The organism is Gluconacetobacter dulcium (assembly GCF_014174165.1).
GTDB lineage: Bacteria > Pseudomonadota > Alphaproteobacteria > Acetobacterales > Acetobacteraceae > Gluconacetobacter > Gluconacetobacter dulcium.
In genome coordinates, this window is record NZ_JABEQN010000033.1 from 25125 (window position 1) to 42545 (window position 17421).

The following is a 17421-nucleotide window of genomic DNA, read 5'->3' on the forward strand; positions in this document are numbered from 1 at the left end:
CGGGCGGTTAGAGAACGCGCCGCATGGTGAAGCCTTCGGCGCGTTCGCCACGGACCGACGGCTGATAGGCGATACGGAATCTTGTGTGAGCACGAGCCCAGATTTCCGGATCGCTGCCGGCGGGCAGGGCGACCGTGGAGACGCCGCAGCGCAGGAGAAATTCGTACTGGTCGGGCAGGGGCTTGCCGGTGGCGCGGATTTCGCCGGTGAAATGCAGGTGCTCGCGCAGGGCGCGGGCCTGGCTGAAGGCGCGGCCGTCGCGGAAGATCGGGAAGGTGACCGCCACCAGCGACAGGCGGGGCAGGGCGGTGCGCAGCGTGTCGATTTCCGTGTCCGGCGCGAGGGCTACGCCCAGTTTTTCGCCGGGCGCGCGGGCCAGCCCTTCCTCAAGCCGGGACAGCGGCACGATGACCGGGCCGGTGGCGGGGAGGGGGGAGTCCGCGTCCAGCGTCGTCCAGGTGTCGGGGACGAGCTGTCCGTCTTCAAGCAGTGGCATAGACGGCATCCTTGAACAGGGCGGCGCCCAGGCGCCGGTAGGTATCGAGGAAGCGTTCGCCCCCCGTGCGGTGGACCAGATAGGCATCGACGAGGCGCGCGATGGCGTCCACCGTCGCGTCCTCGGGCAGGGCCGGGCCGAGGATCTGGCCAACCGAGGCGTCGCTGCCCGGCGAGCCGCCCAGCGTGAGCTGGAAGAATTCCTCGCCCTTCTTGTCCACGCCCAGAATGCCGATATGGCCGGCATGGTGATGGCCGCAGGCATTGATGCAGCCGGAAATCTTGATTTCGATCGGGCCGATCGTCTCCTGGAGTTCGGGGCTGGCGAAGCGGGCGCCGAGTTTCTGGGCGATCGGAATCGAGCGCGCATTGGCCAGCGCGCAGTAATCGAGGCCGGGGCAGGCGATGATGTCGCCGATCAGCCCGATATTGGCCGAGGCGAGGTCTGCCGCGCGCAGGGCCTGCCACAGCGCATGCAACTCGTCCTGCCGCACATGGCCCAGCACGAGATTCTGCATGTGCGTGACGCGGATTTCGCCGAAGGCGTAGCGGTCGGCGAGGTCGGCCACCGTATCCATCTGCGCCGAGGTGGCGTCGCCGGGGATGCCGCCGGCGGGCTTGAGCGAGATGACGGCGGAGATGTAGCCCGGCGCGCGGTGCGGATGCGTGTTGGTGCGCACCCAGCGGTCGAAGGCCGGGTCGGCGCGGCGGGCGCGGTCGAGCCGGGCGGCCGCGTCGTCTGGCGCGTTCAGGTCCGGCGTGCCGAAGCGGGCGCGGATGGCGGCGACCGTCTCGGGCGGCAGGCGGTAGCGGGCGCGGTTCATGGACGCGAACTCGGCATCGACCTTCTGACGGTAGCCTTCGGTGCCCAGCGCCTGGACCAGGATCTTGATCCGCGCCTTGTAGATATTGTCGCGGCGACCGTACTCGTTATAGACGCGGACCATGGCTTCCAGATAGGCCAGCAGGTCTTCTTCCGGCAGGTCGTCGCGCAGGTGCACGCCCACGATGGGCGTGCGGCCCATGCCGCCGCCTACGAAGACGTCGAACTGCGTGCCGCCGTCGGGGGCTGGCTTGGCCACCAGCCCGATATCGTGGAAGCGGGCGGCCACGCGGTCGTTGGGGCTGCCGCTGATCGCGATCTTGAACTTGCGCGGCAGGAAGGTGAATTCCGGATGCAGCGTGGACCATTGCCGCAGGATTTCGGCATGGACGCGCGGATCGACCAGTTCGTCCTGTGCCGCGCCGGCGAACTGGTCGCAGGTGACGTTGCGGATGCAGTTGCCGCTGGTCTGGATGGCGTGCATGTCCACCGCCGCCAGCCGGGCCAGGATGTCGGGCGTGTCTTCCAGCCTGATCCAGTTGAACTGGAGGTTCTGGCGGGTGGTGAAATGGCCGTAATCGCGGTCGTAGGTGCGGGCGATATGGGCCAGTTCGCGCATCTGCCGGGAATCGAGCACGCCGTAGGGGACGGCGATGCGCAGCATGTAGGCGTGCAGTTGCAGATACAGGCCGTTCATCAGGCGCAGGGGCTTGAACTCGTCCTCGGACAAGGTGCCGGCGATGCGGCGGGCGACCTGATCGCGGAACTGCTCTACCCGGTCGGCCAGGAAGGCGCGGTCGACCTGATCGTAGCCGTAATGCCCGACGGGCAGCGCGGGTGCTGGGATGGTGTCAGGCATGGGCTTCGAGCTCGGCTGCGGGCGTGAAATCGGGATGGACGGTGGGGCCGAAGGCGCGGATGCGCTCGCGCACCGTGACGGGGGTCGGCGTGGCTTCGTCGGATTCGATCTGCACGCCGTAGACGCCGACCAGGCCGTCGGCCTGCTGGCGGGCGGCGGCCTGGGCGATGGCGGCCTCGATCTCCGCGTTCGGGATGATCCGCGCGTCCTTGATCATGGGGGACCAGTCGCCTTCGGCCACCTGCCAGACGATGCGCCCGTCCAGCAGCCGGTTGGCGGTGATCACGCTCGAACCGCCGGCCTCGCGGCGGTTGTTCCTGACATCGCTCACTGGTCCGTACCTCTTATGTCCGATCCGGCCGATGCCGACAGGATGTCGCCCCGTTCTACAGAGGCATTAGGGGTTTCATGCGCGCAATACAAGAGGAATGCACGATTGTTAATCGTGCATTGCGCTCTGTCTATCTGCCTCGGCCCGTCCGCTCAGGAGCGGCGGCGGGTGGCTTCGGCCAGTGTGACGCTATCGGCCACATAGCCGGCCAGACGGTCCGCGACGTCGCCCACGCTGCCGGCACCGGTGGCCAGATGCAGGTCCGGTGTGGCCGGAACGTCGTAGGGCGCGTCGATGCCGGTGAAGCCGCTGATCCGCCCGGCGCGGGCGGCCTGATAGAGGCCCTTGGGGTCGCGGGCCTCGCAGGTGGCCTGATCGGCATCCACGAAGATTTCGTGGAAGCCTTCGCCCACCACCTGACGGGCCAGTTCGCGGTCGGCGGCACGCGGCGAGATGAGCGCCACCAGCACCACCTGACCGGTTTCGGCCAGGATGCGGGCGACGGCGGCGGCGCGGCGCACGTTCTCGGTGCGGTCGGCCTCCGAGAAGCCCAGATCGGCGCACAGGCCGGCGCGCAGCGTGTCGCCATCCAGCACCGAAACGTCGATCTTTTGCGCGAACAGGCGGGATTCCGCCGCGCGGGCGATGGTGCTTTTGCCGGCGCCGGGCAGGCCGGTCATCCAGAATACGCCGCCGCGATGGCCGCGCGCCTGTGCGCGGTCCCACAGCGAGACGGTGCTGTCGGTGGGGTGGATGGCCTTGGTGCCGCTGGCGATTTCGGCCGGGCCGATCAGCGGCGCGCCGCCGACGATGCGCTGGTGACGATCGACCAGCACGCCGCGCCCGTCGGTGGTGCCGGGGGTGAAGGCATCGAACAGGATGCTCTCCGACGCCGCCAGCGTGATCTCGGCGAAGCCCTCGGGCGGGACGTGATCGGATGCGTGTTCGGTCAGGTCGTCCAGCCGCACCACGGAATCAATCGAGGCGACGGTAACCTGATGTTCGGCGGTGGCCAGGCGCAGGCGGAAGCTCTCGCCCACGCGCAGCGGCTCCTGCCGCAGCCAGAACAGGCGCGAGCGGATGCGCGCGGTGCGGATCGGCGCTTCGTCCGGCCGGTGCAGCAGGTCGCCGCGATCGGGGATGACATCCGGCTCCAGCGTGATGGCGACCGACTGGCCGGCGACGGCGGAAATCTGCGGGGCGGTGTGCCAGCTTTCGATGGAGGCGACGCGGGCGGTGGTGCCGTGGGTGCCGATGACCAGCGTGTCGCCGACCGAAACACGGCCGCGCTCGATGCGGCCGGCGACCACGCGCTTGCTGTCGAAGCGGTAGACATCCTGCACCGGCAGGCGCAGCGGCAGGTCCGCGCGGCCGGCGGGGGACGGGACCAGGGCCAGGGCCTCGGTCAGGGTCGGGCCCTTGTACCAGTCCATCCGCGGGGAGCGGGAGGCGATGTTGTCGCCCTCGCGCGCCGAGGCGGGGATGAACAGGCTGGGTTCGATGTCGAGCTGTTTCAGCAGGGCGGCGACCGCCTGTTCCGAAGCGGCGATCTTGTGCTCGTCGTACTCCAGCAGGTCCACCTTGTTCATCAGCACGACGACGTGGCGGATGCCGATCAGGCGCAGCAGCATGGCGTGGCGGCGGGTCTGTTCCTGCGCGCCCTCGGCGGCGTCGATCACCAGTACGGCGGCCTCGGCATCGGCGGCGCCGGTGATCATGTTGCGCAGGAACTGGCGGTGGCCGGGGGCGTCCACGATCACGAACTGCCGGTTGCCCAGCAGGAACGGGATGCGGGTGGAATCGACGGTCACGCCCTGGTCGCGCTCGATCTGAAGGCTGTCGAGCAGGAAGCTCCACTCCACCTTCAGGCCGCGCTTGCGGCTGGATTCGATGATCTGCGCCACCCGGCCCTCGGGCAGATTGTCGGTGTCATGCAGCAGGCGGCCGATCAGGGTGGATTTGCCGTGATCGACATGGCCGACGATGACGATGGGGGTGGCCGCGTCCTGGCGAAGGATATCGTTGCTCATGATGTGTCTCGATCCGTCCGCTGGGTTCACAGATAGCCGGCGACGCGCAGCCGCTCGAACGCATCTTCCGATTCATGGTCCATGGCGCGGCCCGCGCGCTCGGAGGTGCGGGTGGTCTGCAACTCCGCGATCACTTCGGCCACCGTCGCAGCCTCGCTCTCGATCGGGCTGGTGATGTCCTGATCGCCCAGCGAGCGGTACCGCTTGCCGTTTTTGGAGAAATACAGGTCGACCAGCGGGATGCCCTCGCGCTCGATATAGCGCCAGATGTCGATCTCGCGCCATGACAGCAGCGGGTGGACGCGGATATGCACGCCCTCTTCATGCGGGGTGGCGTACTGGTCCCAGAATTCGGGGGGCTGGTTGCGGACATCCCATTTATGGCTCGATCCGCGCGGGCTGAACACGCGCTCCTTCGCGCGGGTGGCCTGCTCGTCGCGGCGGATGCCGGCGATGACGCCTTCCAGCTTGTATTTCTCGATCATCGCCGCCAGGCCGGCGGTCTTGCGCGCGGCGGAGCGGGCGGCCGGAGGGAGCGTCGGGTCGATCTCCTCGACCGGCGGGCAGTCGCCCAGCAGCAGTTCCAGCTCCCACTTTTTTACATATTCGTCGCGGAAGCGGTACATCTCGGGGAATTTCTTGCCGGTATCGACATGCATCACCGGGAACGGCACCCGGCCGAGGAACGCCTTGCGCGCCAGCCACAGCATGACGTTGGAATCCTTGCCCAGCGACCACAGCATCGCCAATGGCTTCAGCTTCCGGTACGCCTCGCGCAGGATGTAAACGCTCTGGGCTTCGAGTTGGTCGAGATCGTCCATGGGGGCGCTACCTTGCAGGTTCGGCAAAAGGGGGTCGGGGTCGTCGCGGCGGGTGGTCAGACGTGGATGCCGCATTCGGTCTTGGCCAGTCCGGCCCAGCGGCCGGCGCGGGGGTCCGCGCCTTCGGCGACCGGTTGCGTGCAGGGCGCGCAGCCGATCGAGCGGTAGCCCAGGGCGGCCAGCGGGTGACGCGGCAGGGCGCGGCGGGTCATTTCCGCATCCAGTTCCGCCGCGTTCCAGCGTGCCAGGGGGTTGATCTTGAAACGGCCGTCCGCCTGCGGCTCGATGACCGGCAGGTGGGCGCGGGTGGCGGCCTGGCTGCGCTTGCGGCCGGTGATCCAGGCGTCGAAAGGGATGATCGCCTCGTCCAGCGGTTCGACCTTGCGCAGGGCGCAGCAGGCGTCCGGGTCGAACGCCCAGAGCTGGCCCTGCGGGTCGCGGGCCGCGATCTGGGCCGGGTCGGGGTGGATGTCGCGCACGCCGGTCAGGCCCAGATGCGCGATCAGCCGGTCGCGATAGGCAAGCGTCTCGGGGAAATGCTGCCCGGTTTCCAGGAACAGCACCGGCACCGAAGGGTCGATCTCCGCCGCCATGGCCAGCAGGACGGCGGATTCGGTGCCGAAGGACGACACGAGGCCGATGCGCCCGCGCGGCATTGCCCCCAGCGCCGCGCGCAGGATCGCCGGCGCATTTTCGCCGGCGGCTTCTATGGCATGGATGATCGACGGTTCAAGACCCACGGTGCAGACCCATATTCCTCAATGCACGAGGTGTAATCGTGCTTTGAGTGGCATCTAATCCTTCCTTGATCCATATTCAAGTGAAATATACGTCTGATGGTCGTGGTATTTGGGCATGGCACCAATGATGAGAGGGATCAACGACTCATCAGCACGGGGATTTCGGCATTCTCCAGAACGTGGCGTGTAACGCCGCCGAGAATCAACTGGCGCAGGCGGGAGTGGGAATAGGCGCCCATGGCCAGCATGTCGGCGCCGAAATCGTGGCAGGCGGCCAGCAGGCTGGCGCCCACCGTCTCGTCCGGGTCGCCGAATTCCACCAGGTCGGCGTGGATGCCGTGGATGGTCAGGTAGTCGGCGGCATCGCGGGCTTCGGGGCCGCGGCGCTGGTAGTCGCCGGAATAGAGGATGCGCACGGCCCCGGCCTCGGCCGCCCAGGGCAGGATATGGTGCAGGGCCGCCGTGGATTCCGACGTGCCGTTCCAGGCGATGCAGATCCGCCGGCCGGCGGTGGCGGGCACGCGGCGGGGGGCGATGACGACCGGGCGGCCGCTGTCGAACAGGATGGCGTGCAGGGTTTCGGACGACGAGATTTCCTCGCCCGAATCCGGGTGGGGGACCACGGTGACATCGGACAGGCGGGCGCGGTAGGTCACGACCTCATGCTCGCGGCCCGTCATGGTGACGAGGCTGGCCGAGGCGCTGCCGACGGGATTGCCGGAGAAGGGCGGGATCATGTCCGTGACCTTCACGCCGTGGGCGGCGGTGAAGCGGTCGAAGATCTCGCGCACCGCCAGGGCGCGGCGGGAGCCTTCGCGCTCGGCGGCGGACATCATGTCCTCGACCATCGCGCCCGACAGGCCCTCGCCGGCCAGGGGGGCGACATCGCGGCTGTCGGCGCGCACATGCAGCCCCGCGATGTGGCCGCCGAACTGCCGGGCGAAGAGCAGGGCGGTGGCCAGGGCGGCCTCGGCATTGGAGGTTCCGTTCAGAGGCAGCAGGACTTTCTGTATATTTTTCAATGTTATTCTCCAGAATGCCAGGAACGTGGACGGGGAAAGGGGTCAGGGGTAGAGGCGCGTGGTCTCCCATGCCGCATCCGGTGCCGGGCGGCGCCAGACCGCTCGGTCGTGCAGCCGGTGGGCGCGATTCTGCCAGAATTCGATCCGCTCTGGAATCAGGCGGAAGCCGGACCAGTCGGCGGGACGGGGGATGGGCGCGCCTTCGGGGTAGCGGGCCTCTTCCTCGGCCAGCCGATGCTCGAACAGCGCGCGGTCGGCCAGGGGGCGGGACTGGTCGGAGGCGATGGCGCCCAGCCGCGACAGGCGCGAGCGGCTGGCGAAATAGGCATCGGCCTCCGCGTCCGTGACCGGTTCGACCGGGCCTTCGATGCGGATCTGGCGCATCAGGCTCTTCCAGTGGAACAGCAGGGCGGCCTGCGGATTTTCGACCAGTTCGCCGGCCTTGCGGCTTTCGAGGTTGGTGTAGAAGACGAAGCCGCGCCGGTCGGCGCCCTTCAGCAGGATCATCCGCACCGACGGGCGGCCGTCGGGCGTGGCCGTGGCCAGGGCCATGGCATTGGGATCGTTGGGTTCGGCGGCCTCGGCCGCGCGCATCCAGTGGGCGAAAAGGGCGAACGGGTCGGAGCCCAGGTCGATCAGCGGCGTGGTCATGACGGTCGGTCCCATTCTGGCCGGGCGGGAGGCGGAGACATGGCCGGCATGCCACGCATTCGGTGAAACCGGGGCTGCACGGCCGCTCGGACCTTGTCCGACGCGCGCGCTTGTGCAACCACGGCGCCAATCCGATCATGCCATATTCCATCCATTCCGAGGATTCTATCATGTCAGATGGCGCGTCCAAAGCCCCGCCCGCCGGCACCCTGATGAAGGGCAAGCGCGGCCTCGTAATGGGTGTGGCCAACGACCGCTCGATCGCCTGGGGCATTGCCAATGCCGTGGCGGCCCAGGGCGGCGAACTGGCCTTTACCTACCAGGGCGAGGCGCTGGGCAAGCGCGTCCGCCCGCTGGCCGAGCGCGTGGGGTCGTCGCTGGTGCTGCCGTGCGATGTGTCCGACGACGCGGCGATGGACGAGACCTTCGCCCGGATCGAGGAAGAATGGGGGCGGCTCGACTTCCTCGTCCATGCCATCGGCTGGGCGGACAAGCAGTTCCTGCGCGGGCGTTACCTGGACACGCCGCGCGATGCCTTCCTGACCGCGATGGACATCTCGTGCTACTCGTTCACCGCCGTGGCGCGGCGGGCGGCGCGGCTGATGACCGATGGCGGCTCGATTCTCACCCTGTCCTATCTCGGCGCCGAGAAGGTGATGCCGCATTACAACGTCATGGGCGTGGCCAAGGCGGCGCTGGAAGCCTCGGTGCGTTACATGGCCGCCGATCTGGGCGGCGACGGCATTCGCGTCAACGGCATTTCGGCCGGGCCGGTCATGACGCTGGCGGCCAACGGGATCGGCGATTTCCGCTATATCCTGAAATGGAACCAGTACAACGCGCCGCTGGAGCGCAACGTGGCGCTGGAAGAAGTCGGCGGGGCGGGGCTGTACATGCTCTCCGACCTGTCGGGCGGCGTGACCGGCGAGATCCATCATGTGGATTGCGGCTACAACATCGTGGGCATGAAGAACCCCAAGGCGCCCGACATCAGCGTCACCAACGACTGAAAACCTGACCGGAAACGGGCGCTGGCGGCGATCCGACGCGCGTTTCCTGCGCTTCGGTGCTCACGGCCATCAAGGCCGCTCCGCTCCGATGCTCGGAAACACACGACGGGCGCGGCCCTGCGGGCCGCTCTCACTCGCCAGCCCCCGTTTCCGGTCAGGTTTTACGAACTGGGGATCGTAGCAAAGGGATTATCGGGTCATGTCGGATAACAGTTTCGGGCATCTGTTTCGGGTGACGACCTGGGGGGAGAGTCATGGGCCGGCCATTGGCTGTGTGGTCGATGGCTGCCCGCCGCGCATTGCGCTGTCCGAGGCCGATATCCAGCCCTGGCTGGACCAGCGGCGGCCCGGCCAGTCGAAATTCACCACCCAGCGGCAGGAGCCCGATACCGTCGAGATCCTGTCCGGCGTGTTCGAGGGGAAGACGACCGGCACCCCGATCTCGCTGCTGATCCGCAATGTGGACCAGCGGTCGCGCGATTACGGCGATATCGCCGAACGCTATCGGCCGGGCCATGCCGATGTGGCCTATGACCTGAAATACGGGATTCGCGATTATCGCGGCGGCGGCCGGTCCTCGGCCCGCGAGACGGCGATGCGGGTGGCGGCGGGTGCGGTCGCGCGGCAGGTGCTGGGCGCGGGCGTGCGGATTCGGGGCGCGCTGGTGCAGGTCGGCACCCATGCCGTGGACCGGGCGCGCTGGGACTGGGACGCGGTGGGGGACAATCCGTTCTTCTGTCCCGACCCGCAGATGGTGCCGGTGTGGGAAGAGTATCTGGGCGCCGTGCGCAAGGCGGGATCGTCGGTCGGCGCGGTGGTCGAGATCATGGCCGAAGGGGTGCCGCCGGGGCTGGGGGCGCCGATCTACGGCAAGCTGGATTCCGATCTGGCGATGGCGCTGATGAGCATCAATGCCGTGAAGGGGGTCGAGATCGGGGACGGGTTCGCCGCCGCCGCGCTGACCGGTGAGGAAAACGCCGACCCGATGCGGATGGAAGACGGGCGACTGGTCTTCGACGCCAATCATGCGGGCGGTGTGCTGGGCGGGATTTCGACCGGCCAGCCGCTGGTGGCGCGGTTTGCGGTGAAGCCGACCAGCTCGATTCTGACGCCCGTGCCGTCGGTGACGCGGAGCAGGGAGAATGTGGCGGTTTCGACGCGCGGGCGGCATGATCCGTGCGTGGGGATTCGGGCCGTGCCGGTGGGCGAGGCGATGATGGCGTGCGTGCTCGCCGATCATCTTCTACGCCATCGCGGTCAGACGGGGCACGATCCGCGCCCCGCCTGACGGGCGAGAGGGTCAGGCTTTCAGCGTCGCTTCCAGCGTGATTTCGGCCTTGAGTAGTTTGGAGATCGGGCAGCCGGCCTTGGCCTTGGCGGCGAGTTCCTGGAACTGCTCTTCGGTGATGCCGGGGATGGTGGCCGTCAGCGTCAGGTGGGCGGCGGTGACGGCGAAGCCTTCGGCCTGCTTTTCCAGCGAGATGACCGATTTCGTATCCAGCGCGGTGGCGGTGAGGCCGGCGCCGCCGAGGATGCCCGAGAGGGCCATGGCGAAGCAGGCGGCGTGCGACGCGCCGATCAGTTCCTCGGGGTTGGTGCCGGCGACGCCCTCGAAGCGGGTGTTGAAGCCGTAGGGCTGGGCGGACAGGGCGCCGCTTTCGGTCGAGACGGTGCCTTTGCCCTCCTTGATGCTGCCTTCCCAGTGGGCGGTGCCGAATTTCTTGATGGTCATGGCGTCGGTTCCTTCGATGGTTGGCCGCGTGCCCGACCTTAACGCGGCATCGTGCGGGAGGGACCTGCGCGGCCGCGCACGATCCTGTGAGAGGGGGCGTGGTGCGGGTGCGGTGCAGGCGCCTGTTGCGTGCGGCGGGCGCTGGTGCCATAGGACGACCGGACCGTGACAGGGATATTGCCCGCTTCCCGCAATCGCTCATGACGGAATGCCTGCCCGCGCAATGGACCAGACAACGCCCGCCCATATCGAACATGCGCATATGCTGTTCCCCGAGGGGATGCAGCTTGAGTGCGGCTTTCTGCTGGCGCCGGTCCGGGTTGCCTATCGGACCTATGGCACGCTGTCGGCGGCGCGCGACAATGCGATCGTGGTCTGTCATGCGCTGACGGGCGACCAGTATCTGGCGGAGACCCATCCGCTGACCGGCAAGCCGGGATGGTGGGGCCGCATGGTCGGGCCGGGGCTGCCGATCGATACCGACCGGTTCTTCGTGATCTGCATGAACGTGCTCGGCGGCTGCATGGGCTCGACCGGGCCGCGCGATGCGCGCCCCGACATGCCGGGCGAGCCGTGGGGCACCGATTTTCCGCCGATCACCATCCGCGACATGGTGCGGGCGCAGAAGCTGGTGGTCGATGCGCTGGGGATCGGCCGGCTGTTTGCCGTGGTCGGTGGCTCGATGGGCGGGATGCAGGTGCTGGAATGGGCCGCGACCTTCCCCGAGATGGTTTTCGCCGCGATGCCGATCGCGACCTCGCCCTTTCATTCGGCGCAGAACATCGCCTTCAACGAGGTGAGCCGGCAGGCGATCTTCGCCGACCCCGAATGGCATGGCGGGCGCTACTGGGAGCAGGGGGCGATACCGGCGCGCGGGCTGGCGGTGGCGCGGATGATGGCGCACATCACCTATCTGTCCGAAGAGGCGCTGACGCGGAAATTCGGCCGCCGGGTGCGGCGCGACCCGTACAACCAGGCGGGGGCGATGTCGCTGTTCGGCGAGATCTTCGAGGTGGAGAGCTATCTGCGCCATCAGGGGTCGTCGTTCGTGCGGCGGTTCGATGCCAATTCCTATCTGACCATCACCCGTGCCATGGATTATTTCGACCTCGGCGCCGAGCATGACGGGGACCCGTCGCGGCCCTTCCATGGCACGCGCACGCGCTTCTGCATCGTTTCGTTCACCTCCGACTGGCTGTTTCCGACCTCGCAGGCGCGGGTGCTGGCGCGGGCGCTGAACCGGGCGGCGGCCAACGTGTCGTTCGTCGAGATCGACAGCGACAAGGGGCATGATGCGTTTCTGCTCGACGAGCCGGATTTCGACCGGACGGTGCGCGGTTTCCTCTCCGGCGCCGCCGAACATGCACGGATCGGCTGACCCATGCGCCTAGACCAGCGGCTGATCGCCGACATGATCCGTCCCGGCACGCGGGTGCTCGACATCGGCAGCGGTGACGGGACGTTGCTGGATTATCTGTTCCGCACCCGTGGCTGCGATGCGCGGGGGATCGAGATCGACATGCGCGAGGTCACGCGCTCGGTCGCGCACGGGCTGCCGGTGATGCATGGCGATGCCGACCACGATCTGGCGCATTATCCCGACGAAGCCTTCGATTACGTGGTGTTGCAGCGCACCTTGCAGGCGGTCGAGCGGCCGCGCGAGGTGCTGCGCCAGATGCTGCGGATCGGGCGGCATGCCATCGTCTCGTTTCCCAATTTCGGCCACTGGCAGTTGCGGCTGAAGCTGCTGACCAGCGGGCGCATGCCGATGACTGCCGTGTGGCATACGCCGTGGTACCAGACGCCCAACATTCACCCCTGCACCATCCTCGACTTCCTGATGCTGTGCCGGGAAGAGGGCTATGTGGTCGAGCAGTGGATGGCGGTGGACGAGGATGGCGAGCGCGCGCCCTGGCGCCGCTCCATCCGGCTGGCCAATCTGTTCGGCGAGCAGGCGCTGTTCCTGCTGCGGCGCCGGGGGCGCTGAAATGATGCGACGGGACGGGGCGGGCCGCTCGTGACGGTCCGTACGCTTCTGGTCGGGATCGACGGGGGTGGGACGCGGACGCGCCTGCGGCTGGCGACGCCCGAAGGCACTGTGCTGGCCGATGGCGACGGCGGCCCGGCCAATATCGCCCTCGATGCCGGGCCGGCGCGGGAGTCGATCCGGCAGGCGCTGGATCTGGCGCTGTCGCGCGTCGGGCTGCTGGGGGCGGACTGCCGGCTGATCGCGGTTGCCGGGCTGGCGGGGGCCGAGGCGACCGGGGCGGTGGCGCGCTTCAACGCCCGGCCGGCGATGTTCGCGCGGCTGCGGATCGTCTCGGATGCCTATACGTCCTGCGTGGGGGCGCATGCGGGCGCGGACGGTGCGATGGTCGCGGCCGGGACCGGGACGGTCGGGCTGGCCATTGCCGGCGGGGCGACGCGGCGGGTCGGCGGCTGGGGCTTTCCGCAGGGGGATGAAGGCGGCGGCGCCTGGATCGGGTTGCAGGCCATCCGGCTGATGCTGCGCGCCGGCGATGGCCGCATTCCCCGCACCCTGTTGAGCGAGGCCGTGCGGGCGCGGCTGGCGGATGGCGGGGCGGACCCGATGCTGTGGGCGGTCGGGGCGCGGGCCGCCGATTTTGCCGCGCTGGTGCCGATGGTCGCCGCGCTGGCCAGGGACGGGGACGCGGAGGCGCGGGACCTGCTGGGCCGGGCCGGGGCGGAAATCGAACTGCTGCTGGGTGCCCTGCGGGCGGCGGACGGGTTTGCCTCCTTGCCCTGCTGTGTGCTGGGTGGGTTGGCGCCGCTGGTGCTGCCCTATCTTTCCCCCGCCACGCGGGCCGGGCTCTCCGCGCCGAAGGGCGATGCCATCGACGGGGCGATGAGGCTGGCGAAGCGGCTGCACGAGACGCCGCCGGCCTAGGCGCTCGGGCGGGGCCGCTGGGCTGCCATCTGGAATAAGGACTTGCGGTGGAGGCGGCATGCGGGTAGAAGCCCGGCCGTGGACGGCCCCCGCCTGTCCCGTATCTGGACTTGTACGCGCGTGCCTTGATTGATGCGGGGGGCACGGACTGGACGGACAAGAGACCCTTTCTGACCCACGGATTACGGTGAATGACAGCGTGTCCTGCCTTTGCAGGGACGCGGGCCGTGCGTCGTGTTTTTTTCGAGTTTTCCGGATGCTCATCCTGTCGTGAGGAATCCGGCCTTTGCCGAGTGCCCGGAGGCGCTTCATTTCATGACGACTTTTGCCGACCTTCAGCTTGCCGAGCCGTTGCTGCGTGCGCTGAACGAGGAGGGATACACCACCCCGACCCCCATCCAGGCCGGGGCCATCCCGCACCTGCTGGCCGGCCGGGACCTGCTGGGGCTGGCGCAGACCGGCACCGGCAAGACGGCGGCCTTCGCGCTGCCGATCCTGCACCGTCTGCTGACCCATCAGCGTCGCGCGGCCCCCAAGGGCGCGCGCGTGCTGGTGCTGGCGCCGACGCGCGAACTGGCGTCGCAGATCGACGAGAGCTTCAAAGCCTATGCCCGCCATATGCGCCTGAGCCATGCCGTGATCTTCGGCGGCGTCGGCCAGGGCCGGCAGGTCGAGGCGATGCGCCGTGGCGTGGACGTGCTGGTCGCGGCCCCCGGCCGCCTGCTGGACCTGATGGGCCAGGGCCATATCGACCTGTCGGGCCTGGAAGTGCTGGTGCTGGACGAGGCCGACCGGATGCTGGACATGGGCTTCGTCCGCGACATTCGCCGCATCGTGGCCGAACTGCCGCGCGACCGGCAGACGCTGCTGTTCTCGGCCACCATGCCGCGCAGCATCGCCGAACTGGCGCACGGCCTGCTGCGCGACCCGGCCACCGTGCAGGTGACGCCGCCGTCCAGCACCGTTGACCGGATCCGCCAGGCGGTGATGTTCGTCGATACCGACAAGAAGCGCGATGCGTTGCAGATGCTGGTGGATTCGCCCAAGGTCGAGCGCGCCGTGGTGTTCACGCTGATGAAGCATGAAGCCAACAAGGTCGCCGCCTTCCTGAACGACCATGGCATCGTGGCCGAGGCGATCCACGGCAACAAGTCGCAGGGCGCGCGCGAGCGGGCGATGTCGGGCTTCCGCTCCGGCGCCGTCAAGGTGCTGGTGGCGACCGACATCGCGGCGCGCGGCATCGACGTGGACGACGTGACGCACGTCTTCAACTACGACCTGCCCAACGTGCCGGAAAGCTATGTCCACCGGATCGGCCGGACGGCGCGTGCCGGGCGTGATGGCTGGGCGGTGTCGCTGTGCGATGCCGAGCAGCGGGCGTGGCTGCGCGACATCGAGAAGGCGATCGGCAAGCCGATCCCGGTGGTGATGGAGCATCCGTACCATTCCGAGGCGGCCGAGAAATCGACCATGCGTCCGCCGGTGCTCGGCGGTGGCGGCGGCCGGGGCCGTGGGGGTGGCGGCGGTGGCCGCAACCAGTCCCGCTCGGGTGGCGGGCAGCATCGCGGTGGCGGTTCGCGCCGGGTTGCGTGAGAGCGAACAGGTGCATGCGCGCCGGGGGTGACCCGGCGCGCTTGTCCTCGTTTTTTCCGGTTTTTCTGTTTCCGGTATTCGCGGCGTTACCGATACAGGCGGACCAGTTCCGCCGTGATCAGGTCGTGCAGGGATGCGGCAACTGTCCTGACCGGCTCGCTGACCGATTTGGGGTCGCGGACGAAGAAATTCAGTTCCGTGCTGAGGTCCATGTCGGCCAGCGGAACGAAGACCAATGTCGCGGCATGGACGTCGTTCCAGACATCGACCTCGTTCATGAAGGAAATGCCCCGGTTGTGCTTGATGGTTTCGCGGATCAGGCGCATCGAGTTCGTGCGCAGGGGGGCGATGCGCAGGCGTTCGGGCAACGCGCTCCGCACCAGACGCCCCAGGGTCATGCTGCGTTCGGGCAGGAGCATCGTTTCCGGATAGCATGCCTCGACAGGGATCGCGCCACGCCCGGCCAGCCTGTGGCCGGGCGGCACGATGACGCCGACCCTGGTCGTGATGCTGTGTATTTTCCAGATATCGTCATCTGATATGTTCTGGGCGAAGGCGACCATCAGGTCGATCTCGCGGGATTTCAGTTTCCGGACCAGATCCTCGGCGAGAAAATAGACTCGGATATTGATCTTGATGCGCGGGTTGCGCTCCGTGATCGCGGCCAGCAGATCGGCGAAAGTGCTGCCGACCAGGCAATCCATGATGCCGATGGTGATTTCGATGCGCTCCCCGACCCGGAGATTTTCCAGTTCGGTATGCAGCGAGTCGATCTGGTCGCGGCACTGACAGAGTTTTTCCCACACCATTGTGCCGACACCGGTCAGTCGGACGCCGCGTGGCAGGCGCTCCAGCAGGCGGACGCCCAGTTCGTCCTCGAAATTGAGAATCTGGCGGTTCACGGCCGATGCCGACAGGTTCAGATGGACCGCCGCCTTGCGGATGGAACCGACTTCGGCGACTTCGAGAAAGCAGCGGGCGCCGGTGGTCAGGATCGGCATCGTTCCTCCAGTGTGCAGTTTTCCTGCACGGACCTGATCGAAAATACAGCTTGTTCTATTTATTCTGATACTGCACCAATGTTCCGTGCATCGCTAGCGGTATTGATATGATTTCTTCCGCTGATGTTAAATATTTCTTGGAACAAAAGAAATGTTCAATGTTGAAAAACGACATATTGCGAAGATATCATCCAATATCGTTCTTGTGACGTCATTGGTTTCCCTGTCCTGTATCGACAATGGCGTGCGCGCGGAAACGCTGCACAAGTCGCGCCGGGCCGCCGCGTCGCCGCCTGTGGCGCGGCCGCAGGCGGAGCGTGTCGATATCGTCGGCACGCTGGGCCGCGACGTGCTGGGGGGCGGGTTCATGACGGTGCATCGTGACACGCACGCGCAGAGCACCGTGACCCAGGCGGCCATCGCCCGGCTCAGCCCCAGCCCCAACCCCCTGCAATATATGGCCACCATGCCCGGCGCGACCGTCGCCAATGCCGACCCGTTCGGCATGGCGCAGGGTAATATCAGTGTACGTGGCATGAACAGCGACCAGATCGGCTTTACGCTGGATGGCGTGCCGTTGAACGATGTCGGAACTTACATGGTTTTTCCGAACCAGTATGCCGATACGGAAAATCTTGGCCGGATCAGCCTGCAACCCGGTGCGTCCGATGTCGAGACGCCGGTGACCGGGGCTTCCGGCGGGTTGGTGAGCATGGAGCTTGCGGACCCGGACAGGAAAGCGGGCGGGTTCGTATCGGCGTCCGGCGGGTCGTTTTCGTACAATCGCGAATTCATCCGGTTGCAAAGCGGGGAAATCGGACGGTCGGGCGTGCGGGCCTATGCGTCGGCCTCGCACATCTCGGACAATCATTTCCGGGGACCGGGCTGGGATCGGCGGACGCATGTCGATTTCAAGCTGTTGAAGGATTGGGACAATGGCTCGACGAGCCGGGTTTCGATGACATACGACAACGCCACGAAGACCCAGTATCTGAACCCGAGCCTGGCCGCCTGGCAGGCGCAGGGGGTGAACGCCAATCTCGCGGGGGCCTATACTGGGCGGAACGCGGATTATTTCGGACTGCATATCAATCCGTTCGTGACCATCACGGTCAGCGCGCCGCAGCATGTCGTCCTGAACCGGCACCTGACGGCCGCGTTCCGGCCGTATCTTTACTATACGTCGGGCACGCTCGCGGGGGCGTCGGTGCTGAATGGCGGATCTTTGTGGTACGGGCCGCGGAACGTGACCGGTTCGGTAGTCGGTGCGCCGGCAGGGGCGTTCGTGGCGTATACCCCCAATACTGTTCACTTAGAGTGATAATCTGCTAGGTTCTCTCCGATGGGAGGGAAGCGGCATGGCGCGAATAGCAGCGGCGTTCGATGGAGACGCGGGAATTGGTGA

At 67.4% G+C, this 17421-nt stretch carries 17 protein-coding genes; 7 read left to right on the plus strand and 10 right to left on the minus strand.

Annotation, left to right across the window (positions count from 1 at the left end):
• Window positions 1-7: 7 nt before the first annotated feature.
• The 8 genes from HLH25_RS18570 to pdxH form a co-directional block, all read right to left on the minus strand.
• Window positions 8-496 carry a DUF934 domain-containing protein gene (locus tag HLH25_RS18570; RefSeq protein WP_182975492.1) on the minus strand — a complete coding sequence of 163 codons (489 nt, stop codon included), beginning with the start codon at window positions 494-496 and terminating at the stop codon, window positions 8-10.
• On the minus strand, window positions 483-2177 hold the full coding sequence (locus HLH25_RS18575; protein WP_182975493.1) for a nitrite/sulfite reductase: 1695 nt from the start codon (window positions 2175-2177) through the stop codon (window positions 483-485). Before HLH25_RS18575 ends, HLH25_RS18570 begins: the two co-directional genes overlap by 14 nt.
• Complete coding sequence (locus tag HLH25_RS18580) at window positions 2170-2508, minus strand: DUF2849 domain-containing protein (protein WP_182975494.1); 339 nt, start codon at window positions 2506-2508, stop codon at window positions 2170-2172. The genes HLH25_RS18575 and HLH25_RS18580 overlap by 8 nt, the downstream gene beginning before the upstream one ends.
• A 152-nt stretch (window positions 2509-2660) precedes the next feature.
• Entirely contained in the window at window positions 2661-4538 is a 1878-nt protein-coding gene (gene cysC, locus HLH25_RS18585) for an adenylyl-sulfate kinase (RefSeq protein WP_182975495.1), read from the minus strand.
• A gap of 26 nt (window positions 4539-4564) precedes the next feature.
• Window positions 4565-5359 (minus strand): sulfate adenylyltransferase subunit CysD, encoded by a 795-nt coding sequence (gene cysD / locus HLH25_RS18590; RefSeq protein WP_182975496.1) that lies wholly within the window; start codon window positions 5357-5359, stop codon window positions 4565-4567.
• Between the two features lie 56 nt (window positions 5360-5415).
• Window positions 5416-6015 carry a phosphoadenylyl-sulfate reductase gene (locus tag HLH25_RS18595; RefSeq protein WP_246402740.1) on the minus strand — a complete coding sequence of 200 codons (600 nt, stop codon included), beginning with the start codon at window positions 6013-6015 and terminating at the stop codon, window positions 5416-5418.
• 221 nt (window positions 6016-6236) lie between these two features.
• Entirely contained in the window at window positions 6237-7121 is an 885-nt protein-coding gene (locus HLH25_RS18600; RefSeq protein WP_182975498.1) for a universal stress protein, read from the minus strand.
• A gap of 42 nt (window positions 7122-7163) precedes the next feature.
• The gene (gene pdxH, locus HLH25_RS18605; protein ID WP_182975499.1) at window positions 7164-7772 is read right to left on the minus strand and encodes a pyridoxamine 5'-phosphate oxidase; all 609 of its coding nucleotides are present in this window, start codon (window positions 7770-7772) and stop codon (window positions 7164-7166) included.
• A 170-nt stretch (window positions 7773-7942) separates the two neighbouring features.
• On the opposite strand from pdxH, the gene fabI reads away from it, so the two are divergent.
• Complete coding sequence (gene fabI / locus HLH25_RS18610) at window positions 7943-8782, plus strand: enoyl-ACP reductase FabI (protein WP_182975500.1); 840 nt, start codon at window positions 7943-7945, stop codon at window positions 8780-8782.
• Window positions 8783-8981: 199 nt separating this feature from the next.
• Entirely contained in the window at window positions 8982-10070 is a 1089-nt protein-coding gene (aroC, locus tag HLH25_RS18615; protein WP_182975501.1) for a chorismate synthase, read from the plus strand.
• Window positions 10071-10082: 12 nt separating this feature from the next.
• Here aroC and HLH25_RS18620 read toward each other — a convergent pair whose 3' ends face one another.
• Entirely contained in the window at window positions 10083-10514 is a 432-nt protein-coding gene (locus tag HLH25_RS18620; protein WP_182975502.1) for an OsmC family protein, read from the minus strand.
• A gap of 223 nt (window positions 10515-10737) precedes the next feature.
• Between HLH25_RS18620 and metX the strand changes: the two genes are divergently transcribed.
• From metX to HLH25_RS18640, 4 genes are all read left to right on the plus strand, one after another.
• Window positions 10738-11892 (plus strand): homoserine O-acetyltransferase MetX, encoded by a 1155-nt coding sequence (metX, locus tag HLH25_RS18625; RefSeq protein WP_182975503.1) that lies wholly within the window; start codon window positions 10738-10740, stop codon window positions 11890-11892.
• A gap of 3 nt (window positions 11893-11895) precedes the next feature.
• The gene (gene metW / locus HLH25_RS18630) at window positions 11896-12501 is read left to right on the plus strand and encodes a methionine biosynthesis protein MetW (RefSeq protein WP_182975504.1); all 606 of its coding nucleotides are present in this window, start codon (window positions 11896-11898) and stop codon (window positions 12499-12501) included.
• Between the two features lie 30 nt (window positions 12502-12531).
• A complete protein-coding gene (locus HLH25_RS18635) occupies window positions 12532-13422 on the plus strand; it encodes a BadF/BadG/BcrA/BcrD ATPase family protein (protein WP_182975505.1) in 891 nt (296 codons plus the stop codon).
• Window positions 13423-13737: 315 nt separating this feature from the next.
• Window positions 13738-15015: a DEAD/DEAH box helicase gene (locus HLH25_RS18640; protein ID WP_182975506.1), complete on the plus strand. Its 1278-nt coding sequence runs from the start codon at window positions 13738-13740 to the stop codon at window positions 15013-15015.
• An 86-nt stretch (window positions 15016-15101) separates the two neighbouring features.
• Here the strand turns inward: HLH25_RS18640 and HLH25_RS18645 are convergent, their stop codons facing one another.
• Window positions 15102-16016, minus strand: a complete 915-nt coding sequence (locus tag HLH25_RS18645) for a LysR family transcriptional regulator (protein WP_182975507.1) — start codon at window positions 16014-16016, stop codon at window positions 15102-15104.
• Window positions 16017-16221: 205 nt separating this feature from the next.
• Here HLH25_RS18645 and HLH25_RS18650 point away from each other — a divergent pair, with 205 nt between their 5' ends.
• Window positions 16222-17337: a TonB-dependent receptor plug domain-containing protein gene (locus HLH25_RS18650; protein WP_182975508.1), complete on the plus strand. Its 1116-nt coding sequence runs from the start codon at window positions 16222-16224 to the stop codon at window positions 17335-17337.
• The last annotated feature ends 84 nt before the right edge of the window (window positions 17338-17421 follow it).